At 39.8% G+C, this 23210-nt stretch carries 22 protein-coding genes; 13 read left to right on the forward strand and 9 right to left on the reverse strand.

Annotated elements, in window-relative coordinates:
• Window positions 1-19: 19 nt before the first annotated feature.
• The gene (locus QUF49_RS15560; RefSeq protein WP_289496564.1) at window positions 20-796 is read left to right on the forward strand and encodes a TerC family protein; all 777 of its coding nucleotides are present in this window, start codon (window positions 20-22) and stop codon (window positions 794-796) included.
• Window positions 797-840: 44 nt separating this feature from the next.
• Here QUF49_RS15560 and QUF49_RS15565 read toward each other — a convergent pair whose 3' ends face one another.
• Both QUF49_RS15565 and QUF49_RS15570 read right to left on the reverse strand, forming a co-directional pair.
• A complete protein-coding gene (locus QUF49_RS15565) occupies window positions 841-1806 on the reverse strand; it encodes a LacI family DNA-binding transcriptional regulator (RefSeq protein ID WP_289496565.1) in 966 nt (321 codons plus the stop codon).
• Window positions 1807-1861: 55 nt separating this feature from the next.
• Window positions 1862-5206: a GH36-type glycosyl hydrolase domain-containing protein gene (locus QUF49_RS15570; RefSeq protein WP_289496566.1), complete on the reverse strand. Its 3345-nt coding sequence runs from the start codon at window positions 5204-5206 to the stop codon at window positions 1862-1864.
• A gap of 422 nt (window positions 5207-5628) precedes the next feature.
• On the opposite strand from QUF49_RS15570, the gene QUF49_RS15575 reads away from it, so the two are divergent.
• From QUF49_RS15575 to QUF49_RS15585, 3 genes are all read left to right on the forward strand, one after another.
• Window positions 5629-6882, forward strand: coding sequence for a sugar ABC transporter substrate-binding protein (locus QUF49_RS15575; protein WP_289496567.1), 1254 nt, complete (start codon window positions 5629-5631; stop codon window positions 6880-6882).
• 88 nt (window positions 6883-6970) lie between these two features.
• Window positions 6971-7855: a carbohydrate ABC transporter permease gene (locus tag QUF49_RS15580; RefSeq protein ID WP_066236285.1), complete on the forward strand. Its 885-nt coding sequence runs from the start codon at window positions 6971-6973 to the stop codon at window positions 7853-7855.
• A 16-nt stretch (window positions 7856-7871) separates the two neighbouring features.
• A complete protein-coding gene (locus QUF49_RS15585) occupies window positions 7872-8714 on the forward strand; it encodes a carbohydrate ABC transporter permease (RefSeq protein WP_289496568.1) in 843 nt (280 codons plus the stop codon).
• A gap of 205 nt (window positions 8715-8919) precedes the next feature.
• On the opposite strand, the gene QUF49_RS15590 is transcribed toward QUF49_RS15585, so the two are convergent.
• The 3 genes from QUF49_RS15590 to QUF49_RS15600 all read right to left on the reverse strand — a co-directional run bounded on the left by QUF49_RS15590 (window position 8920) and on the right by QUF49_RS15600 (window position 12903).
• A complete protein-coding gene (locus QUF49_RS15590; RefSeq protein ID WP_289496569.1) occupies window positions 8920-10545 on the reverse strand; it encodes an acyl-CoA dehydrogenase family protein in 1626 nt (541 codons plus the stop codon).
• A gap of 25 nt (window positions 10546-10570) precedes the next feature.
• Complete coding sequence (locus QUF49_RS15595; protein WP_289496570.1) at window positions 10571-11203, reverse strand: hypothetical protein; 633 nt, start codon at window positions 11201-11203, stop codon at window positions 10571-10573.
• A 347-nt stretch (window positions 11204-11550) separates the two neighbouring features.
• Complete coding sequence (locus tag QUF49_RS15600) at window positions 11551-12903, reverse strand: glucoamylase family protein (RefSeq protein ID WP_289496571.1); 1353 nt, start codon at window positions 12901-12903, stop codon at window positions 11551-11553.
• Between the two features lie 256 nt (window positions 12904-13159).
• Here QUF49_RS15600 and QUF49_RS15605 point away from each other — a divergent pair, with 256 nt between their 5' ends.
• From QUF49_RS15605 to QUF49_RS15625, 5 genes are all read left to right on the forward strand, one after another.
• Window positions 13160-13801: an alpha/beta family hydrolase gene (locus tag QUF49_RS15605; RefSeq protein WP_289496572.1), complete on the forward strand. Its 642-nt coding sequence runs from the start codon at window positions 13160-13162 to the stop codon at window positions 13799-13801.
• 35 nt (window positions 13802-13836) lie between these two features.
• The gene (locus QUF49_RS15610; protein ID WP_289496573.1) at window positions 13837-14352 is read left to right on the forward strand and encodes a DinB family protein; all 516 of its coding nucleotides are present in this window, start codon (window positions 13837-13839) and stop codon (window positions 14350-14352) included.
• A 122-nt stretch (window positions 14353-14474) separates the two neighbouring features.
• Window positions 14475-15428, forward strand: a complete 954-nt coding sequence (locus tag QUF49_RS15615; RefSeq protein ID WP_289496574.1) for a hypothetical protein — start codon at window positions 14475-14477, stop codon at window positions 15426-15428.
• Between the two features lies 1 nt (window position 15429).
• A complete protein-coding gene (locus QUF49_RS15620; protein WP_289496575.1) occupies window positions 15430-16458 on the forward strand; it encodes an ABC transporter permease subunit in 1029 nt (342 codons plus the stop codon).
• Between the two features lie 393 nt (window positions 16459-16851).
• On the forward strand, window positions 16852-17181 hold the full coding sequence (locus tag QUF49_RS15625; protein WP_289496576.1) for a hypothetical protein: 330 nt from the start codon (window positions 16852-16854) through the stop codon (window positions 17179-17181).
• Window positions 17182-17220: 39 nt separating this feature from the next.
• Here QUF49_RS15625 and hmpA read toward each other — a convergent pair whose 3' ends face one another.
• The 3 genes from hmpA to QUF49_RS15640 all read right to left on the reverse strand — a co-directional run bounded on the left by hmpA (window position 17221) and on the right by QUF49_RS15640 (window position 19496).
• A complete protein-coding gene (gene hmpA, locus QUF49_RS15630; RefSeq protein WP_289496577.1) occupies window positions 17221-18432 on the reverse strand; it encodes an NO-inducible flavohemoprotein in 1212 nt (403 codons plus the stop codon).
• 109 nt (window positions 18433-18541) lie between these two features.
• Window positions 18542-19012 carry a hypothetical protein gene (locus tag QUF49_RS15635; protein ID WP_289496578.1) on the reverse strand — a complete coding sequence of 157 codons (471 nt, stop codon included), beginning with the start codon at window positions 19010-19012 and terminating at the stop codon, window positions 18542-18544.
• A 37-nt stretch (window positions 19013-19049) separates the two neighbouring features.
• Complete coding sequence (locus QUF49_RS15640) at window positions 19050-19496, reverse strand: hypothetical protein (protein WP_289496580.1); 447 nt, start codon at window positions 19494-19496, stop codon at window positions 19050-19052.
• 180 nt (window positions 19497-19676) lie between these two features.
• On the opposite strand from QUF49_RS15640, the gene QUF49_RS15645 reads away from it, so the two are divergent.
• The 4 genes from QUF49_RS15645 (at window position 19677) to QUF49_RS15660 (ending at window position 22629) form a co-directional block, all read left to right on the forward strand.
• Entirely contained in the window at window positions 19677-20525 is an 849-nt protein-coding gene (locus tag QUF49_RS15645) for an alpha/beta fold hydrolase (protein ID WP_289496581.1), read from the forward strand.
• Between the two features lie 3 nt (window positions 20526-20528).
• On the forward strand, window positions 20529-20903 hold the full coding sequence (locus QUF49_RS15650) for a hypothetical protein (protein WP_289496582.1): 375 nt from the start codon (window positions 20529-20531) through the stop codon (window positions 20901-20903).
• A 174-nt stretch (window positions 20904-21077) separates the two neighbouring features.
• Window positions 21078-22361: a hypothetical protein gene (locus QUF49_RS15655; protein WP_289496583.1), complete on the forward strand. Its 1284-nt coding sequence runs from the start codon at window positions 21078-21080 to the stop codon at window positions 22359-22361.
• 94 nt (window positions 22362-22455) lie between these two features.
• Window positions 22456-22629, forward strand: coding sequence for a hypothetical protein (locus tag QUF49_RS15660; RefSeq protein WP_289496584.1), 174 nt, complete (start codon window positions 22456-22458; stop codon window positions 22627-22629).
• Between the two features lie 30 nt (window positions 22630-22659).
• Here QUF49_RS15660 and QUF49_RS15665 read toward each other — a convergent pair whose 3' ends face one another.
• The gene (locus QUF49_RS15665) at window positions 22660-23106 is read right to left on the reverse strand and encodes a DUF4385 domain-containing protein (RefSeq protein ID WP_289496585.1); all 447 of its coding nucleotides are present in this window, start codon (window positions 23104-23106) and stop codon (window positions 22660-22662) included.
• Window positions 23107-23210 lie beyond the last annotated feature (104 nt).

A 23210-nucleotide genomic window follows, 5' to 3' on the forward strand; every position in this document is an offset into this window, starting at 1 on the left:
CGATTAAGGAGGAACTAACATGGATTTGTCTATCTTGTTAGAGTATGGTTGGATTTTATTAGTGTTGATCGCATTAGAAGGTTTATTAGCTGCAGATAATGCACTCGTGTTAGCGATCATGGTGAAACACTTACCAGAAGAACAACGAAAAAAAGCCTTGTTTTACGGTTTAGTTGGTGCTTTCTTTTTCCGTTTTGCATCGCTCTTTGCGATTTCATTCTTGGTCAATGTGTGGCAGGTCCAAGCGATTGGAGCTGTGTACCTTCTGTTCATCGCAATTAATCATATCTTTAGAAAGGTTATAGTTAAAAAGGCAGATGACGCTATGACCAAGCAAAAATCTGATAAGAAAAAATCTGGGTTCTGGACCACAGTATTAAAAGTTGAACTAGCTGACATCGCGTTTGCGGTCGACTCTATATTAGCTGCTGTAGCACTTGCAGTAGCACTTCCTGATACGGGTCTTCCTCCTATCGGTGGACTAGACGGAGGAAAGTTTATGGTAATCTTTGCTGGAGGGTTAATTGGGCTCATCATCATGCGATTTGCTGCTAACTTTTTTGTTAAACTCTTACACTCAAAGCCTGGTCTTGAAATTGCAGCCTTTTTAATCGTGGGCTGGGTAGGTGTAAAATTAGCTGTTTATACGCTTGCACATCCAGACTTAGCTATCCTTTCTGAAGGTTTCGCAAAATCACCTGAATGGAAAATCACCTTCTATATTGTACTGATCTTGATTGCAGCGGGTGGCTGGTTCTTCTCAAAAGAAAAATCACCGCTATCTCAATCTGAATAACTGTAAGAAAAAAGAGGAGCCTAAAGCTGGCTCCTCTCTCTTGTTTAACGTTTTCGAACTGAATCCCCTTCAATCAGGCTGACATTGATACGCTCATGTTCGTTTTTTTGTTTTTTAATTAAATTCAGCAGCAGCTCTGACGCGAGCGCTCCCCACTTGTGCTTGGAATAATTAATGGTCGCTAGTCTCGGCTGGATATATTGAGACACCTCAATGTTATCAAAACCGATAATATGAACATCTTCGCCAACTCGTAAATTCGTTCGGCTGAAGTAGTTATACATACCGATTGCCATCTCATCATTCAAACAGAACACGCCTACTGGCTCTGAAAATTCTTGATGAATCTGTTTCGCAGACTCTTCACCTGATGACTTGTTAAAATCACCTTGTAATTCGATGTACTCAATTTGTGAATAACGTTGAACCGCTTTTTGCACGGCCTCCAGTCGCTGCATCGCATCGAACGAAATATCAGGTCCCTTCACAACATAGATCTTTTGGTGACCCTTTTCCGCTAGATAATCAATGGCAAGTGTTGCACCAGCTTTGTTATCGAGCAGTACTTGCGAGATGTTCGGATGATCCATTCTTCGATCCATCACAACTAGTTTATGCCCGCGTTCGGCATGACTTAACAGCTCTTCTGTTTTGTATGTTGCATCTAAGATGATCGCCCCATCGATCATACGTTCAGGCAGAAAACGGTGCGACTCCTTCCCGCTGCACACGATAAGCTCATAACCGTTCTCGCTTAACGTTTCCATCATACCTTGAAGAAGCTGGCCATAAAAAGCACCGCTATAATCTGTTAAATAAATGCCAATGATTTTTGTTTCTCTTTTTTTCAATGAACGGGCAGCTGCACTCGGAATATAATTTAGCTCTTTAGCTATAGCTAAAATACGTGCTGATGTTTCCTTTGTTACTTTCGGACTTCCGTTTAAGGCATAGGAGACCGTGGAAATGGAAACACCTGCTTGTTTTGCAATGTCTTTTATACTTACCAACGAAATTCTCCCCTATCTCTCTTGTTGCAAACGTTTCCTTTATTATACCGAATGGCTATGAATAAATCTCGACGGTATTCACATCTGCTGACAATTTTTTTACAAACTCAGATCGATTTACAACCACTCCACCATCACGGTAAAGGTTTTCGTACATTTCAGACTCCACTTCTTGTCCGTTAACGAAAAGACTCTTTGTTTCCTTACTACGTTTATGGAAAACAAAAGTTACAGGCTTTTCATCAAGCATATACTGCATCTCTAATCCGTGCATATCTTCTGATAACACAGGGTCGATGATCAGCTGTTCACCATGTGGACGAATTCCTAAACAGTTTGAGATCAACTGATTGAAGTAAATTCCAGGACCAGATGAATAGATGCGCCAGCCGCCTTTTACTTTTGCTTTTCCGTCTTTTAATTCCCCAAAACGATCCTGGGCTTCATAGCGAGTTTTAAAATCACCGTCGGAACTAGAGAAGTAGGCATTACTTTGACGACGCTCTGCATTTGGAACTTTTTCTTGGATCATGACTGGGTTTATTTTTTCTAACCCGCTCCAGACTTCTTCCGACTTTCCGAGCTTCGCCATCGCTTCAACAAAACGAATATGTGCGTGTACATATTGAAGGCCAATCTCACGTCCAAAGTTAGATGCCTGTTCTGCGCGTTTAAAGTGCGTGCTTACACCGCCTTTGTAGTGAGCTGGCTTGTCCATCAATCGAACACCATCCGGGCAATAAAACGTATCCATGATAAGATTCAAATGCGCTTCAGCCTGCTCTGGTGTTAACAGTTCAGCAATCATACTTCTTGTCATCGGAAGCAGTCGGTAGTTGATGCCTGTTGTGTTATCACTTGGATGAAGCATCAGTTTTGGCTCATCCGCATTCTCCATATAAACGAACCCAGGAATTACATCTGTACTCAGCATGTACTTCTGATAATCAGACTTGATGTTTTCAGCCAAAGAGCCTAGTTCTGCAGCTTGATCTTTGTCCACCTTTTTTAATAGGCTCGAGAACTGCGTCATCACTTGATAGGTTAGAGCAACCGTCCATGAGCTCACCATAAATTTCTTGAGCTGCGGATTTGCTGGTTGCAGCGTGTCATCCCAGTCTCCATCACCATAAGAAGAAAGGTGTGTATCGTGCAAGAAGTTCGCTTTCATATAGTCAATCTGCTTCTCTATATGCTCTAGCAACGTTGCTTTTTTCTCAGTAAATCCAAAATCACAGTTTGTTGTGTATGGTAATTTCTCTTTTAAAATATCAAAGTCGTTTGTTGCTGCGAGATAATCCGTTACTGCTTTTAGCGGCCAGACAATGATATCACCATGTGATTCTTCTTGCTGAATCTTAAAATACTGATCAAACATAAACCATTGCGGCCAGTTGCCTGTCTCTTCATATTGATGAGAGTACACGGTAAAGAGGATCTCTTTTACCGCATCATAATGCTGTGTTGCTAAGAAATATTCTGCGGGTCCCTGACAAACGTCACGAGTTCCCCACGCTGCTCCTCCGTATTGCTCTAAACCATGCGGAACAGAATAGTGAATCAGCATGTTGTGCGTGTACCAATGTGCTAAGGCGTTCATTTTTTGAAGATCATGCGTTTCTTTTCCGTCTTTTGTTAAACGGAAATTGCGGTTCGTATGACGTATAAATTCACGATAACGCTCAATTTCTGTTTCAGCATTTTTTTCTGTAAACGGCAGCTCTTTTCCGTCGATCAGCCCTTGAACAGTTAATGTCCATTCAGTTGCTGGAGCTAAATCACAAACGACAAGTGATGCAGATCCTGAATCAATATTTTCTCCAAAAATCGTTTCGTCTTTGACAGTCATCTCAGTGCCCGCCACTTTCATGCGGTAGCTTAAATTTTCGTATGTTTTTGAGCTGTCTGATGAGTCATCCGCAAAGAACGAAAGAATGTTATCCTCTTTTTCCATTTTATATGCTACTTCATATTCCTGGTTGTTCATGGATACTTGATTGGTTACGACAAAACGATATTGTTTTCCACTTACAGCTCTAACTTGAAGCTCAATTTCTGGCGTATCAATGGTCGTGAAGTTTGTAATGATGAACATTTCATCTTCTGTTTTATAGTACCAGCGAGTGTAGTTAAAGCCCATCTCGAAAAGAGAAGGCATCGTTAATAGCTGCAGCTTCCCTTGAAGCTCAACATAGATTCGCTGACCAGATGTTTTCATCACATTCAGTGCGTTACGAGCGTTTGTGAGCATCTTATGAAACGAAGTATTTCCGACAACTAACTGTGAATTGAAGATTCCGTACATATACGAAGTTGTTGTAATCGTCTCTTCTTTTAACTTCACGTTGTTCCCCGTTACGAGAATGTGTCCATGCGGCCGTTCTACGATTCTTTCTTTTTCTTTTAATACGATGTGCTCGTATGTGGGGGTGAAGAATGAGAGAAGTGTGTCGCCTTCGTACTCTTCCAAAATTCTTTCTGGGAATAGACTCTTCACTTCTTCTAAAGAAAGATCCGCTGTTTGTAACGTTCCATCAAATTCGTCATTACGTTTTACTTTCTCAAGCTTAGTCGTTTCTTTGTTCGTATGGTTTTGAACTTTATTCCAAGCTTCTTCAATTTCAGTACGAAATTCTACTGAAGAGACAGCTTCTGGATGGTCTTCTTTAAAGCAGCCATAAAATACGAATTGCTGTTTTCCATCTAACTCAATAATTTCTGATTGAAGAGCAATGTATGCAAACTCATATTGATACACTTCGTTCGGCATGTTTTCTTGATAAAGAGCCTCAGGCGTATCCGTTTCTTTATAAGATGTTCCGAAAAACTGAAAACCATCTGTCACGTAACCTCTAGCTTTTGTGAGAGATCCTTGCTGCAGATATGGAAAAGCTTTTCCGTTCGGCTGGTTTTGGCGCGAACATACTACGAATCCGAGCGCATCATCTTCAAACACTTTGTGGTCGACATATTGCGCAGTAAACGCCTCATTCGTTCGTACTGCCCCTCTATGTGCTAGACCCACGTCCTGACCATAGATAATATCTGCTTTAACGTCAGATCCGTTTAGCTCCACAATCCAAAACCAAATGCCACTTTCACTTAGCGTAAACGTGACTTTATAAGAAACGTCTTGATACGTGCCTTCCCAAAACACTGAGCTGTTATTATGAGAAACCGTGCTTTCTGATTTTGAACCTAAAAGAGGAACCGCTTGAATACCATCCTCTTTAAATAGGCGTAAATATAGATTGTTTAATGACCCATCGATCGGGTTACTCATCCATTGATTGATCATCGTATCGTTATATGAAGCCTCGAAAACATCACCACTGCTTAAAAACGTAAATGTATAGTCACCAGCTTTAATATCAAAGTTACCTTTTGTTATCGTTGTCATTGTTTACCCCTCAATTCTGTATCGTAAGTTTGAATGCTGCAGTTTTCACGTCACGGCTGTTGCCATAGCATCTGTTACCGACGCAAGCTTCTCGTTGCATATCCTCCCAAGAAGTTTCTCAACCTTGTTAAAAGAAATAACATTTTATCGAAACGTTTCAATCAAATCCAAGGCGATTATAAGGTGTATTTTACAATGTGTCAATTTTACTTGATTCTCTCTATATAAAAAGAAAACCCAATAAAACCCTTTGTTTTCAACAAATAATGGAAGCCTATAACTTTTTTGCAATTCCATGTTGAAAACGATTACAACTTGAATTATAATGTGCTTATCGAAACGTTTCAACAATAATTTCAAAGAAAATTCGGGAATATTAAAAATGGAATTGCTTATAAAAGCAAATCATAGGGGGAACTCACATGAAAAAACGTTGGTTTAAAAAATCGATGGTAACGTCAATGGTTGGTGCTCTAGTCCTTTCGGGAGTACTGGCAGGATGCTCTTCAGGTTCTGGCGAAGACGGCAAGACAACGATTACGGTTTGGGGTATGGGAGAAGAAGCAAAATCACTTCCTAAAATCGCAGAGGAGTTCGAAAAAGAAAATCCAAAGATTGATGTTAAAGTACAAGCACTTCCTTGGGATCAAGCGCATGACAAACTATTAACAGCAGTTGCTTCTAAAAAAGGTCCTGATGTTCTTCAAATGGGAACAACATGGATTCCGGAATTCGCAGCAGCTGGCGCATTAAAAGACTTAACACCTCATGTAAAAGATTACCCGGAACTTGATCCAAAGCATTTCTTTGAAGGTTCTGTTGAAACGACTAAGTTTGAAGACAAAATGGTTGGCGTACCGTGGTACGTTGACACACGTTTATTATACTACCGCACAGATCTGCTTGAAAAAGCAGGCTATAAAGAAGCTCCCAAGACTTGGGACGAGCTGAAAGAAGCGGCTGACAAATTGGCTGACCGCGGCAAAGGTAAATATGGTATCTCGATTGACGCTAAAGAACAAAGTCTATCCTTTATGTTCGCTCGCCAAAATGGTGCTGAACTATTAGGACCAAATAACGAGCCGAACTTTAACGATCCTAAGTTTGTTGAAGCAGTAGAATACCTAAACAGCTTCTACGAAAGCGGAGCTGCACCTAAGGAAGAACTAGGAATGGATATCATTCAAGGTTTCCGTGGAGAAGGAATTCTTCCAATGTTCATCAGTGGCCCTTGGATGATCAAGCTGATCAACGACCAAGCACCTGATTTAGAAGGCAAATGGGCAACGGCTGTACTTCCAGCAAAAGAAAACAACATCTCAGCGCTTGGCGGATCGAACCTTTCTGTATTCGAGCACACTAAGCATGAAAAAGAAGCATTGAAGTTTGCAGCGTACATGAGTAAACCTGAAACACAGTTAAAGTGGATGGAAATGACGAACTCCCTCCCTGCAACACAAAAAGCTTGGGAAGATGAGTCACTTACTGGTAACGAATATTACAAAGCTTTCGGTGAACAAATGAAATCTTCACAGCCAATGCCAGTTATTAAGCAATGGGAAGAAATCGCTCAAACGTATTTAAAGAGCTTTGAGAAAATCTACCGCGGCGGAGCAGATGTTCAAAAAGAATTGGACAATTTCGATAAAAAAGCTGAAGAGATTTTAAAGAAATAACATCTGGTTGACGAAGGTTTAACGAGCAGTTCATCCTGCTCGTTACCTTTTTATTGTCAATTGGGTAATGTTGAAGGATGTGAAAAACATGAAAAGCTATTCAAAAACAACTCCTTACCTCTTCATTGGACCAGCTCTTGCTTTATTGGCGTTATTTTCTCTTTTCCCCATTGTTCTTGCATTGGTGATTAGTTTTACTGATATTGATCTAGCTGGACTGGCAGACTATTCAAATATTAGCTTTATTGGCATCGAGAACTATATAAATATCTTTCAAGATCCTATTTTCTTAAAATCAATTGGGAATACCATCTTTTATGTCGTGTTTGGTGTTCCGCTAGTTATCGCATGTTCACTTGGTATCGCACTTTTAATTAACTTTGGTACAGCTCGCATCTTTAAGGCTTTTCGACTTGTATTTTATATGCCTTCCATTACGAACGTTGTTGCGGTAGCTGTCGTGTGGACATACCTCTATAACCCGCAGTTCGGTTTGTTTAATTATCTGTTAGGCTTAGTTGGCATTCCTGCTATCCCTTGGCTGCAGGATCCAACAATTGCAAAAGGTTCTCTGATCGCATTAGCCGTTTGGCGTGCAATCGGTGTGAACATGATTATTTTCTTAGCTGCGCTGCAAGGTATACCGAAAACGTATTATGAAGCAGCTCAGCTCGATGGAGCAAATAACTGGAAACAGCTAACGAAGATTACGATCCCACTTCTTCGTTACGCGATTTTCTTCGTATCGATCACAACGATGATCGGATGGGTTCAGTTCTTCGAGGAACCATTTGTTATGACAAACGGCGGACCGCTGGATAGTACGACATCTGTTGCATTATTTATCTACAGAAACGGATTCCAGTTAAGCAACTTCGGTTATGCAGCTGCAGGATCGTTCGTTCTGTTTGTTACCATTATTATCATTACGATGATTCAGTTCCGATTGCAAAAGAAAGATACCGACATTTAAGACGTGAGGTGAGAACATGAAAACAAAAGCATCTGATGCAAAAAAAGCATACAGAATTCAGCAGTGGATCGCAGGAATCATATTAACGCTTGGTGGACTGTTAGTTGCCATCCCGTTTATCTGGATGATTCTTTCTGCGTTCAAACCTGAAAGTGAAGTACTTCAGCTCACTCCAACACTGTGGCCTGAAACCTTTACAGCGGATAACTTCATCTATCTGTTTGAAAACATGAACTTTGCTGTTTATTTGCGCAATACGATCATCATTGTCCTCTGTTCTTTCGTCGGCCTGTTCTTTAATGCGATGGCTGGATATGCGTTCGCTAAGTACAAGTTTAAGGGCAGAGAGAAACTTTTCTATCTCGTACTTGCGACTATGATGATTCCTGGACAAGTAACAATGATACCCGTGTACTTAATTCTGAACCAGATGGGGTTAACGAACACAATGGCGGGGATTGTGCTGCCTGGTTTAGTTGGTGCATTCAGCATCTTCTTATTCCGACAGTTTATGTCCACGATCCCAGATGAACTGCTTGAAGCGGCTCGGCTTGACGGCGCTAGCGAGTTCCGCGTTTTTATGCAGCTAGTCCTGCCGATCTCAAAACCGATCATGGCCGTTCAAGGAATATTAACTTTTATTGCTGGTTGGAACAGTTTCTTATGGCCATTGATTATCGCAAATGATGAGAGTTTATATACGTTATCTGTTGGTTTATCCCTATTGAAAGGGCAATACGGAGGAAACTTCGCACTGCAGATGGCTGGTTCTACCTTCATGGTCGTACCGATTGTGATTATCTTTATCATCTTCCAAAAGCACATTATCGAAGGCTATACAATTTCAGGAATGAAGTAAAAAAAGAGGAGCAGACCTATACTCTAGGTCTGCTTCTTTTTTTAGAATGCTCGTTAGGGAATGTGGATTTTTGTCGAAAAGCCTATAAAAAGATTTGAGGGACTATAATTTTTTTTGAAGGACTATAAATTTTTTTAAAGGCCTATAAATATTTCTGAGGGCCTATAAAAGTTAAACTAGGGCCCATAAAAACAAAATGCGGACATTATAAAGCTCCTTGAAGCACTTTTTCCCTTGCAACCGTCTGAAAAGCTTTAAAAAACGAATCGCAAAACGCATCCCATTCCTCTGCAGCCTGTATAGATTCCTCACTCACTTCCCCGCATACAGGTCTTTGCAATAGATCGGTCAATTGATCCGAAAACTTGCTGATTGTTTCATCTGTAGCACCTTGGAGAACATTTCTAACAAATTCAGCAGGCGGATACCAATCTGTTACTCGCTCGATGTCACGGTAAATTTGAGTTAACAAAAGATTGCGTGGTCCTTCCCATTGCTCGTTAACGACAACATCACGAAAAATGCGAGGCAGTGATGAGAACTCCTCCATCACCCCGTGACCGCCGAACACAGAAATAGCATCACGTAATATGTCTGCACCCTCATTGGTTACACAAATCTTTTGCAGCAAAATAAGCTCTCTTAAGTTAAAAAGCTTTTTACGAAGCTCTTCAGGCTGATCCTTTGGAATACCTGCATTCAGCGGTTGATGTAAACTGAGGAAAATGTCGTATATTTTAAACGCTCCTGCCGTTGTGCGTTCGGCTGCATTCTCTAATCTTAGTAATGTTCTTGCCGAAAGCGGATAGTCTTTAACCTTCTTACCAAAAACCGTTCGGAAATCACCGTAAAGTTTCGCTTCTCTAGCTGCTCGCAGCATAAAACCCGCACAAGCAATACCGATCTCTAGCCTTGATAATGTCAGCACAATACCCGCTGCAACGGCAACACCTTTCCCGGCAGGTCCTACAGGATACGCGAGTGCGCCATCATACTGAATTTCACCTGTTGGAAGTTCTGCTGTTCCCATCTTCCATTTAATTCTGTTGATTTGATAGCTGTTTCTTTTTTCCTTTACTTTGTTACCAGGCAGCCATGACGGAACAATGAATGTAGATACCTTATCTGATCCTGTGATTTTCGCTGTTACGACCGAATAATCAGCATGCGCAACAGAACAGAAGAACTTGTTTCCATACAAACGGTAGTTCTTTTCGTCAGGAACAGCTTCAAGAACATTCGCCGGAAGGTCTGATCCGCCTTGGATTTCTGACATGAATTGTGCACCAATCGCAAAATCCCCGTCTATCCCTTCTTTTGTATGTTGTAAAATTTGCTGGAGTTCAGGGTGATCTCCATTTGGATATTGCTCGAGCAGTGCGATCAATCCAATCGTGCATGTTAACGGGCAAGCAACTCCCGCCTCACCTAATTGGTGAATTAACATTCTTTTAACAAAGCTTTCCCAAGGTGCCATTTTATTCGAAAAGAGTCCTTCTCCAAACACTTCTTTCTCTAGGAGGTGCATTTCCTGCGGGCGGACAATCCGATCAATGCGATTATTGAACGCGTCATAATGAAGCATATATGGACGTACTTCCGGTCTTGCGTTCTGCTCCGCCAGATTGTTCCACTTAGAAGAAACGACAGGGGAAAAAGAAAGGATGGCGTTATGTATGTAGTCAAAATTTGTGCCGGTAAACCTTTTAACCGCCTTTTGCAGAAAGTGTTCATCTCGGTACCAATCCAGGTTATCGCGCTTAAGCAAAAACGCATCAAACGTATAGGGGTTCTTCCCTTTTACAACATGATCTTGGGAAGCAATGTTCATACATATCCACTCCTTTTTTGGGGATTTAAAACTGCTCCAGTTCGGACAATAATATGCCCTTTTTAGTTAACAGAATTTCACTTTCTTTCTCAAAACCTAACATCAATTTTATTTTATTTTCTAAAAATGAAAATTGGAATTTTTTATTAAAATCTCTTTTGATTGTAAAATAAACAGTATTTTCTTCCGAACAAAAAATAAGAGAGAGCTGAGTAGGGTAATTCCCTTCCTTTTGAGCTGTTTTTCTAAGTATGTTTAATCCTTCTTCTGCTGAAAATTCAGCGTCACTGTTCTGAATTTCTGAATAAATCTTTTTATAACGCTCACTTCCTGGCCCATCCAATGTTTCGAGATTTTGATCCAAATGATCTATCACTGAAAAGTTAGTGAGGACCATACAATCAGTTTTTGCATCATTTGAGTCTAAAAATTGTCTGCCGGGCTCAACAATATAAGACATCTGATTCGGAGCAGCTATTAAACTATGAACGCTATAGTCTGGTACATTGACAATCTCTTTTTCCCGAAGATAAGCTGGAAGTGCTGAGGCATCTACTTTTCCTGATAGCACTTCCTCAAATAGCCTCATTATATGTACACATTTCTTCCCTCTTCTATATCTGCCCTCCTCATTTGGGTCTACCATTTGCAGATTCATAAACGTACCCTTTTTGTTTAGACCGAAAGCAGGCAAAAACCGTCCATTTTCCTTTTGTGAGATGATAAGCTGACCCTCACCTGCTAACGACATCTTAATGGGGCGTGTTGATATATCAAAGTTCATTCCGATGTATGTTTTTTTCCTGTGTAAAACAAAGCTTGTACACATTTTGAAACCACTTCCTCATATTATGTAAAATCTTACAGTTGTTAGTTCGACATAACGAGAGTGAACCCTTTTTGTAAATTGTTAGCCGTTCACCCATAGATGCCTAGTATGATAGACAGCACTTTGACACATAAAAAAACACCCTCATCCACAAGGATTTTGGGTGCTGAAATACTTTATTGAATGGAAAACACTTCTTTTTCAAGCAATTCTTCAGGTTTTTTACCGATTGGGTCTTGGTGGAAGTAGTCTCGAATCACGCCATCTTTTAAATAGTTGGCGATGGAAACCATGATCATTCCCTGATCGAGTGCTAGGTACGCTTTAGCGATCTCGCCAGTCTCGACGTTAACAGAATCATAGAATCCATACTTGCTGTACGTGTTTAGCTCTTTTAATGCTTTAATGTTTGTTCGAACTGCTTCAGGATCGTAATCTAATGCTAGGAATGAGGCATGCGCAGTAACGGTTGCACCATCTTTGTATCCAGACGTTCCTAGCGGTGTTGCTGCAAATTCGCTGTAACCATCAGGAGTAGCCGCAGGTGAGAAGCCCCACGCTGGGTATCCTTTTTCTCTTGCAAATGCTTGCTGTAATTCAACGTGGCGTTTATTGTTAAGCCCAAGCGCGTTCTTGCCTAGATCTTTCTCTTTTAGAACAATTCCTGGCATAAGGCTTTCAAACATGCTGCCGCCCCAGCTTGGAACAAACTTTACGCCATTGTATTCATAGTGACCTTCAAAAACGGACACTCCATCATATTCATGTGTTTCACCTTGCGGAATTTGACCTTGCCAGTCCCACTCTTTTGGCATTGTTCGGTACATCTTCCACCAGTGATCGCTCGGTACATCACCTTTTCCAATCGAGATGTAACTCGCTACACGAGGTTCTGTATTAAACAATCCGTAATGATGATCGGTTAATTTGCCTTGAGCAACATCATATCCTCCGCGGAATTGACCGACTTCAGGATCATATAATGTCGTGTAGTTCATGTTTTCTACCAACTTACTTGTTTGAGGATTCAACTCATCATAAGCTTGTCCAACTACGATCAAGCCTGCAGACAGCCATCCGTTATCAACTTGAGAGATAAATTGCCCCCAGTCTTTCTTAATTGAGCCGTCGTTCGTGTTGTACCAGTTATAAAAAAGACCGTTCCATTTTTCCAGCTTTTCTACTGTATTTAGTGTGACTTGGATGCGTTTAACCGCTTCATTTTTCGTGATGATTCCTAACTGTTGAGCAGATACTGTACTCATCATATACATCCCGATGTTCGTTGGAGATGTGTGAGTTGCGTCTTTCTTACCCTCTGCTGTATATCTCGTTTCATCATATGTCATTCCAGTTTTTGGATCTGTATGATCTTGATAAAACGTATATGTTTTTGCTGCAATCGCTTTCAATTCTGCGTTAAAAGCTATGTCTTTGCCTAAATCAGTTGCTGATGCAGTAGGTGTTACCCACAAGTTTGCAAAGAGACTAAACATTAGCAAAAAGCTTATAATCTTGGCTGCTTTCATGGGGTGCTGCTCCTCTCTGTTTTTAATGAAATATTCTTTCGAAACGTTTCACTAACATTTTATCACTTTTACCATAATGAAATAAGGTTTTTCATCATTTTCGGCCATAAGTTGTATGCGTTTTCATAGATAACAGTATAAAGGTACGAGAAAAATGATAATAACAGGAAGCTGAAGTGTAGTTTTAGGAAAATAAAGGATAAGAATCGTTTTTATAGAAGAATTATTAAAAGGATAAAAATTGGAGGCTATTCCTATGCAAGTAAAATCTGGACACGTCTTAGGGTACAAAAATATGAAAGTACCTTATCTAATACAAAGCAAAGCAGAATCACCAAAAGGATTGGCCATCTTCCTGCCCGGCATTGGTTATACAATGAGAAACCCGCTACTTCACTTTTCATCAGGATCCTTTTTAAATAGAGGATATGATGTTTTGCACATTAATTATCTATATTATACCGAGGAATATGATGCATTCACTATCGATGAACTTAAGACTGCCTTACTACAAGATGTAACATCTATTTTAAATGACGTTTTAACTTCTATGGACTACAGCTCTTATTACTTGTTAGGAAAATCATTTGGTACGCTAGCCATGTCAACTGCTTTAGAGTTTGAGCAGCTTCAAAACGCGAAGACTGTGTGGTTAACACCAAATTTAAAAGACGAAACAGTTATGCATGCCATGATGACTAGCAGTCAAAAAGGACTTTGTATCATTGGAGACAAAGATCCATTCTACGATTCAGAGAAAATAGAGCAGTTAATGAGAAACAAAAATGTGGAGTATGTTATCCCTACAGGTGTTAATCATGCACTTGAGGTAGACAATGATATCTTTAAGTCCATGGACAGCGTTAAAAGTGCTATACAAAGTATAAATAATTTTTAATAGATTCATACATATGGAAGAATGAGGTGCATTAGATGAACTTTCAACGTAAAGAAGCTCTCGAAATTTTGGAACGCACACCAGAGATTTTGACACACTTGTTATCTGGTTTGTCACATGACTGGTTAACTGGCAACGAAGGCGATGAGTCGTGGAATTCACTTGAAGTGGTTGCTCATCTGATTGAATGCGAGAAGAATAATTGGATTCCTCGTGTATCTACCATTCTTTCAAGTAATGAAATTCAAGCCCTCCCTCCTTTTAACCGGTTTTCCCACTTAGGAATGGACATGAAGTTGGATAAACTTTTATTAGAGTTTAAGCAGTGCCGACAGGAGAGTCTACTACAATTAAACACTATTCTTACAAGTAACTCTGATTTTGAAAAAACGGGACTTCACCCTGAGTTTGGGTCTGTTACATTAAAACAGCTGCTTTCAACATGGGTTGTGCATGATTTGACTCACTTGAACCAGATTACGAGAGTGTTCGCTAAACGATATCAAGATGATGTTGGTCCGTGGAAAGCTTATTTAAGCATATTAAAGTAAAACGTTTCCTGTCGGGAACGTATTTTTTTTTATAAAAAAAGGGAAATTATGGTTTAAGGCGAATGTATTTAACTTTATTAGATAAAAAAAGAGAGATTAAGAGTTATAGGGGGAAAAATTTCATGTTACTTCTTGCTGTTCGGCGGACGGTTTATTTCTTGCTGCCTATTGTTGGTGTGTTTTTTATCGGGGCACTGCCCTATCTTTTTTTCAGCAACGTTAAAGGTATTGAGGCAGTTGCACGTTTACTTGAATCTGGTGCAATACAAAATGCTTTATTTTTAAATCAAGATCTTGGGCTGTTTTTCGGTCCTTATCTAGACAATATCGGTTCGTTAATGATGAGATTAATCACATTCTCAAATGTGGAGTATTATGAGTATCAGCAGGTCAAACTTCTGTTTCCTACCATACTAACTCCTTTCTATTATTCTTTTAGGCTAGTAATCGGGGCATTTTTGCTAGCTATAGCATCCTCCTTAATTTTTGCATTAATTGTAAAAATACTACCTAATAAAATACAAAAAGCATTTCGTTTTCTCTTCTTTTCATTAGAATCACTGCCAGACATCTTTCTTGTCGTGATGATTCAATACGGTATGATTTTATATTTACGAAATACGGGGCATCTCTTATTTCCGATCGTTCACAGCAACCAAAATCCCAGTTATTTCATTCCCATTTTTTGTTTGGCCATAATTCCAACTTTGTTCTTAACAAGAACACTTTTATTTTTGCTAGATGATGAGGATTCAAAAACATATGTTGAGTTTGCACGTGCAAAGGGGCTAAGATATGCTCTTGTTCTTTATATTCACATGCTTAGAAACTCACTTCTCAGTCTTTTCTATTATTCTAAGACTGTATATTGGCTTCTTATTTCTACCCTCTTTATGGTTGAAACAATTATGGCGGTACCAGGCATTACAGATTTCATGCTTGACAATGGACCAACAACGCCTGAGGTCATCACGGTAAGTATTTTGTTAATGTTTGTGCCATTCTATTTATTATTTACAGTCACCTCTTTTGTTCTTGAACTTAAATTAGGACGTACAGAAGAGGAGGCGGCTTAAGATGTCCGTTTGGAAAAGCCCACTCTTTTTGACTGGTTTTTTGGTTATTGTTTCGCTCTTTTTGGGAAGCATCATTTACTCTCATTACGTTCCAAATGATAAGCAGCCCGTAATGCAGATTCGGTACGATGAAAATAGAAATATCATCGATGGAGCACCAATTGCACCTCATAAAGATATGCCATTTGGAACGGATCGTTTCGGCGTTAGTATTTTGCATAAAGTGCTGGATGGCGCTAAATACACGCTCGGCATTGCATTTTTCATTGCATTTGCTAGATTATTCTTCGGAACGATCTTAGGCCTGTTAATTAGCCAGATGCCGAAGTTCATTCTAAAATCTATGAGTAAACTCTTTGAATCGTTTTATTATGCGCCTGCAACTATTATTGCCTATTTGCTTCTGTTTCCTGTACTTCAGATTTTCACATGGGCAGTAACACGAGAAGCACAGACGATATTTGCTATCATCCTATTGGTAATTATCGCGATTCCACCCGTTATGGTTACAGTGGCGAGCGAGACTTCCAAGTTTTTAGAAAATGAGTTTATCTCGTCAGTAAAAGTACTGGGAGGAGGCAGGTTCCACACACTTCGTAAACACGTTTTGCCTTACTTACGGCCGCGTTTAGGAATTTTGTATAGTCAGCAGCTGATTGCTACTCTTTTACTGGCCGCGCATCTTGGAATTTTACAAGTGTTTATTGGTGGAACGGACTTTATTACACTTGATCCGTTAGAAAACAATACTGTACCTGTAGCGATGATCAACGAGTGGTCGAGCATGATCGGTGCAAACTACTATCAGATCCGTGGTGACCGTTGGATTGTTTTCGCTCCACTTGCAGGATTTGCCGTAACGATCCTTGCACTGAACTTCATGGTAGAAGCGATGAAACGCCAATACCTTGAACAAGGTGCTTATAAGAAGAAAAGCCGTCGTGTTCGTAAAGGTAAAACTCCTGTACAGATGAAAAAATTATCTCAAGAGCAGTTTGAAAGAATAATGAAAACGGGGACTGACGGTTAAGCATTTAATAAGACTCGTGAAGGTGAAAGTTGGCCTGTGCGAGTCTTTTTTGTTGCGGGCATTTAGGGGGAGATGTCGAAAATCGGATAAAAATTTTTATGCGCGGATATAATCGGTTTATACGCGGAATTATTTTTAATTACCGCGGAATTATCTCGAGTTACCGCGGAAATTGCGCCTATCACATTGGAGGTGTTCGTGTAGAACGCACACCTACTCTTAATGTACTCTTCCACCGCACGCCGCCGAAAAGCGAGCATCTGAAAGGGAAGTCTACCACTTTCAAGAACAACAATGTTTGCAAAAACAGCCTAATAAAAAACAAAGGAATGTTTCTGCTTTACGTGGAATAGAGGAATATAGAGAATAGACCGCTAGAAGGAGTGAGCGTTTTTGAGTGAAGCAGATTACAACGTGATTTTTTACACACTTTACCTTCTGCTAGGATTGCCGATCAGCTATAAATATGCAAAGTTTACCGTCACACATACAGGAATGGTACTTCCTCACTTTTTTGTCAGCTTAATGATTAATTTATGTGTTGGAGCCGTTGGCATCGTTGGCTGGATATTCTTTTCGGTTAAGGTCTCGAGAGCCTTTACACTTGGCGGAATCTATCTTGGTGCCTGGATTACTTCATTCAGCCTTTCTATCCTTTTAGCCTTGCTTCTTATCAAACGAAAATCCATGTTACAAACATTTCACTGTAAGTGGCCCGCCTAAAAAACACCTTCCCGCATTAGAGGAAGGTGTTTTAACTTATTAAGCTTTTACTCTTTCTTTTTCTAGGTCACTTGCTGGTCCAAAGAATTCAAAATGAATATTTTCTTGCGGTACGTTCAACTCTTGTAAAGCTGAGTTAATGGCTTTCATAAAAGGAACCGGTCCACAGAAGTAGTATGCTGTTTCTTCTTTAAGCGGCAATACTTCTTTCAGCCATTCTCGATCGATATAACCTGTTTTCGCATAACCAAAATCCTCTTCTTGCGGCTTTTCATACACGAAATGGATAGTGATGTTATTAGAATCTGCTGCAGCTTCTAACACTTCTTTCTTTAAAGCATGCGTTTGTCCGTTAATAGCTGCATGAATAAAGGTAACTTCACGTTTTGGCTGTTTTTCAGCTGAAGTTTTCAACATGCTTACCATCGGTGTTAAACCAACACCTCCACTGATCAGTACCACAGGTTTTTCACTGTTTGTATCTAAGTAAAAGTCACCTGCTGGTGCACTTAAGTAAAGAATGTCACCTTCTTTAACTCCTTCGTGCAGGTATACAGACACGATTCCATCCTTTGTATGCATACCTGATTCTTTTTTTACAGAAATACGGTAGTGCTCTTTTCCTTTTGCATCTGAAAGACTGTACTGGCGAATATGTGTGTTTCTTTCACCAGGAATATCCATTCTGACACTCAGATACTGGCCAGGTTGAAAATCGCTAAGTCGCCCTCCATCTTGTGGTTTTAAATAAAAGGATGTAATGACACTGCTCTCTTCTACTTTTCTTACTACTTCAAATGGTTTGAAACCTTCCCATCCCGCTTCTTCATACATGTTACGTTCGACCCCAATAAAGACATCAGCAATAACACCGTATGCTTCAGCCCATGCGTTAATGATGTCGTCCGTTGCCGCGTCACCAAGAACGTCTTTAATTGCGAGCAATAAGTTTTCACCAACAACAGGATAATGTTCAGGTTTCACACCTAAACTTCTATGCTTGTGTGCGATCTGCTTAACGACTGGAATGATCGTTTCAAGCTTATCGATGTTAGCTGCAGCTGCATAAACGGTGTTCGCCAGTGCTGCTTGCTGGAGGCCTTTTTTCTGGTTAGCATGGTTAAAGATATTTAACAGTTCGGGATGCTTCTGAAATAGCATTTCATAAAAACGGGAAGTGATCGCTTCTCCGTGTACTTTCAATACAGGTACGGTTGACTTAATGATTTCAATCGTTCTTGCTTGTAACATGTCAATTCCCCCTTGAGTTCTTTTTACAACTCTATCGTAAAAGAAATACAAAAGGGTATATGTGATTTTAATCACTTTTCCTTTGGACGTTTTGTGAACTTAAATAGAGCTAATTACTTAGCCATGCTTCTGCTTTCTGCTGCAATTCGTCTTGGAGACCTGCCAAATTCCCTGTATCATTCAAAGCTTGCGCGGCATACTTTCGCGGAAAAATCTTGTATAGCGTGTTTTTAAAGTCATCTCCATCACTAGGCTCTTTGTAATAGGAAACGACATATTTCCCATTCTCATCTTTGAGCTTGATGACAGCAGGAACGGAATGTCCAGACTGTCCTTCCGTTTTTGTTTCCTTATTAAAACCACTGTATAACGAATACAAATAGACGGTTGTTACGTTCCCTATTTTCTTGGCACCATAGATTTTGTGGACTTCAAACTGTTCTTCCGTTTTCATATAAGCTTTTTCATAATAATGAATAATATAGTCTGAAATTGCCTCGTTCATTTCAGAAGTCACTTCAACAGCTGAAGACCGATCCATCGCGTTGCATCCTGTTAATAAAAGGATAATCAAAAGCATTCTTATAAATCCAGATTGCATTCACTTCCCCACTTTCTTAAGACAAATCTTTGCCCCACAGCATTTGAAGAAAATTCATGTAAAATGTAATAAGTACGGAAACAATCAGCAATGAAACTGGAATAAAGCGATATAGGTCCACTCGGAAAATCGTGTAGATGATTATTCCAAACGAGATAGCTGCTGCACCATAATAAACATAAAACATTGGGTACACTGAAAATGGCCCTAAGAACAAGCCTAATACAGCAAACTGAACGCAAAACATGAGAATAGAAAATAGAATCCACTTTTCCTTACCTTTTGTTTTGAGAGCACCGATTAATGCGAAGACTCCCGCTCCAAAAATAATGAGCATTAGCGCCCATTCATAAAGAAAGAACAGGTTTTCGTGATTAACTGCAAAAAAATAACCCATTAATGAAATTGGAATGACAACGAGCAGAAGGTACGAACTTCTTTTTACATATTGAATTGCCTGCATACTGTATCCCCCTCAACTATGATTTTCACAACTATTTTACCATTTTATGGGTTATAAAAGTTCTATTCTTTCAAACTATTCAAACGACTTTAAAATAATATGATAAAATTGAGTAACACAAAACTTAACTTAGTGAAGAAATATGATAATAGAAGGATGCTGCGAGGAGTTGAAAGATCGTTGAAAAGATCCTTTCTTAAATATAACAATAAAAAAGTCCACCTAACGGAATGGGGGGAAGAACATAAACCAACAATCATATGCTTACATGGACTAGGCAGTACAAGCCTCAGCTTTTTGGAGATAGCTGAACGTTTGAAAAATGATTTCAGACTGATAGCGTTTGATGCTCCTGGACACGGAAAATCGGACAGATTTGATTCTGCTGAAGAATATGAGATGCCTAGACTTGTAGAATGGCTTCATGGTTTGCTGCAGCAGCTAAATGTAAGCGATTTCTATTTCCTGACCCATTCTTGGGGAAGTTTCTTATCTCTTCATTACTTGGCCAAGTATTCGAATCAAGTAATCGACACCATCCTAATCGATGGCGGCTATCAAACAAAACGCGTTTGGTCTTCATCACTAGAAGAAGAAATGGATCATTATGAAAAAGATTTTGATGAATATGTTTTTGGTTCTTGGGATGCTTTTTATCAAGCAGAAAAAGAAAATTATTTAACGTGGAGCCCTTTAAAAGAAATTGCTGTTAAAGACTTAGGTGTAGAACGGGACGGCAAAGTTTGCTGGCATGCAAAAGGTGAAACTGCTCGGCACATCATTCGTGGCATGCATCTGCATGAAACAGAAGATATATATCACCTTCTTCCAAAGGGGATCACGCTGCTAGTCGCCACACTTCCTGAGCGTTTATCTGAAATCAGACTACAAACCTCTAATGTGTTCAAACAAAATACCCATGGTCATGTAAAGGTATTACCGAATACGACCCATTTATTGCACTGGGACAGACCAGAGGTGGTAGTAGAAGAAATTCAAGCCAAATGGCTAACAAAAGTAGGAGGTTAAAAGATGGCACACTTGCTCGTGTATTTTTACAAATTGAAACCAGAAGTGAAGGAAAAGTTTCTCGAGATTTCCGCTCAAACCAATAAAAAGTTTCAGGAATATGGCGGAGTGACCGAACAAATCTTTAAGTTATCCACTTCCCCTAAGAACTATGGCATTTCCTCCATTTCAGAAAAACTGCATGTCGAGGAAGATGAGGAGCTCTGGATCGGTCTGCTTCGCTTTCAATCTGAAGAACACGCGCGAATAACGATGGAGGATTTTGACCGAGATTCCGAAGTAAATGAACTATTGAACGAATTTGTTGTTCATGTTGCTCCACTTGAGAAATTAGTTTTTGGGGAGTTTGTTTCCGGACAAGAAGTGGTGACAGTTTAAAATAAATGAGTATGTCTATTAAAAGACAAATCCACAATCATTTTTGTTCAAAACCGTAAGATCTTTTATTAAAACCTTACTTCCAAGGTATATTTTTTCAGCATATTAGAACTCTAATATTATCGCTTAAAGAGTTATAATATGGTTAAAATTATTGTGAAGGAGGTTCTGTAAGTGGACGATATTTTAAATAAAATTCTTTATGAAGTCAGTGGCATTCGTGGAGAGATGACCGAAATGCGAAGTGACATCGTCGATTTAAAAACTGGACAGGACCGCATTGAAAACACATTCATTCCAGAACTAAAGACCGGACAGGACCGCATTGAGAATACACTCATTCCTGAACTAAAAATTGGACAGGACCGCATCGAGAACAAACTTATTCCAGAACTGAAAACTGGACAGGACCGCATTGAGAACAAACTTATTCCAGAACTGAAAACTGGACAAGATCGCATTGAGAACACACTCATTCCTGAACTAAAGACTGGACAGGACCGCATTGAGAACACACTCATTCCTGAACTAAAGACTGGACAGGACCGCATTGAGAACACACTCATTCCTGAACTAAAGACTGGACAGGACCGCATTGAGAACACACTCATTCCTGAACTAAAGACTGGACAGGACCGCATTGAGAATACACTCATTCCTGAACTAAAAACTGGACAGGACCGCATTGAGAACACTCTCATTCCTGAACTAAAGACTGGACAGGATCGCATTGAGAACAAACTCATTCCTGAACTGAAAACTGGACAGGATCGCATTGAGAACAAACTCATTCCTGAACTGAAAACTGGACAGGACCGCATCGAGAACAAACTCATTCCTGAACTGAAAACTGGACAGGACCGCATCGAGAACACTCTCATCCCTGAACTGAAAACTGGACAGGACCGCATTGAGAACACACTTATTCCAGAACTGAAAACTGGACAGGACCGCATCGAGAACACACTCATCCCAGAACTGAAAACTGGACAGGACCGCATTGAGAACACACTTATACCTGAACTGAAAACCGGACAGGACCGCATTGAGAATACACTCATTTCTGAACTGAAAACTGGACAGGACCGCATTGAGAACACTCTCATCCCTGAACTAAAAACTGGACAGGATCGCATTGAAAACACACTCATTCCTGAACTAAAAACTGGACAGGACCGCATTGAAAACAAACTCATTCCAGAACTGAAAACTGGACAGGATCGCATTGAGAACAAACTTGATAGAATGAATTTTAACATTATTTCAAGTATAGGAGATTATACCGATAAGATTATCCATCATTTTGAAGATACTTCTAAAGCATTAAATAAAAACATCATCACAAGTATGGGAGATTATACAGATAAGATCATTCATCACTTTGATGATACTTCTCAGGCATTGAATAAAAGAGTGTTAAGAGTTGAAACTGAAATTGAGAGAGCTAACAGACAGTAAAGGTACCTAGACAAAGAATAGGGTCTTTGCTGTTTTTAATTTGAATACTTGTGAATGTTAAACATATTTTTATGTAAAGAAGGAGGCTAACAATATGACTTGGTTTTGGGTTTTCATCGGAGGCATGTTACTTTTTGCACTTTTTATAGACTGGCGTCGGAAAAGAAATAACAATAATCCGCACAGTTCTACTTACTCAGGTGCTAAGCCTGGGGATAGCACGAATTATCAGATGGGAGACAATCGGTATACAGGTGGCGGCGAATAGAAAAAGCATCTCCTTTAATAGATGAGATGCTTACCCGAATTCTTTTTGATGCGCTTTTTTCATTTTCAAATATTCTTCATCTGTTCTAGCCAGCTTCCACTTCTCTTCAAAAATCGCTGCTGACTTCGCTTTTACAGGGTCGATTTTTCGTTCATTCACCTCCCCGTTTTCTTTGTATTTCCTCCCGCCTTTGTAGTTCGTGTAACGTCGTGCACGTGTATACCCCATCTGCAGGAACTTCCTCGCCATATCAGCTCCGACAAAATCTTTGTTTTTCTTATACTCTAGAAACTGTTCATAAATTTTCTTTGAAGACTTTTCAGCTTCTTCCGGTGTCTTGAAACGCCAATGAGGAAGGATCTCACTTTTATAAGGTTCAACTAAGAGAACGCCTTGTTCCCCGCGTCCAACACGATACTTTTCAGGATGTTTCCGAAAATCTATTTTCTCAAAATCAAGTTCGTAGTCAAAAGCCATTGAATTCCCTCCTTTTTTTATCGTTACCCTAATTGAGCGAAATCAAAAATTCCGAACGTGTTTTCCTGTCTCTTATGAGTTTTTATTCGCATTTTTCAAGCGAT

This window comes from Fictibacillus sp. b24 (genome assembly GCF_030348825.1).
Taxonomy (GTDB): domain Bacteria; phylum Bacillota; class Bacilli; order Bacillales; family Fictibacillaceae; genus Fictibacillus.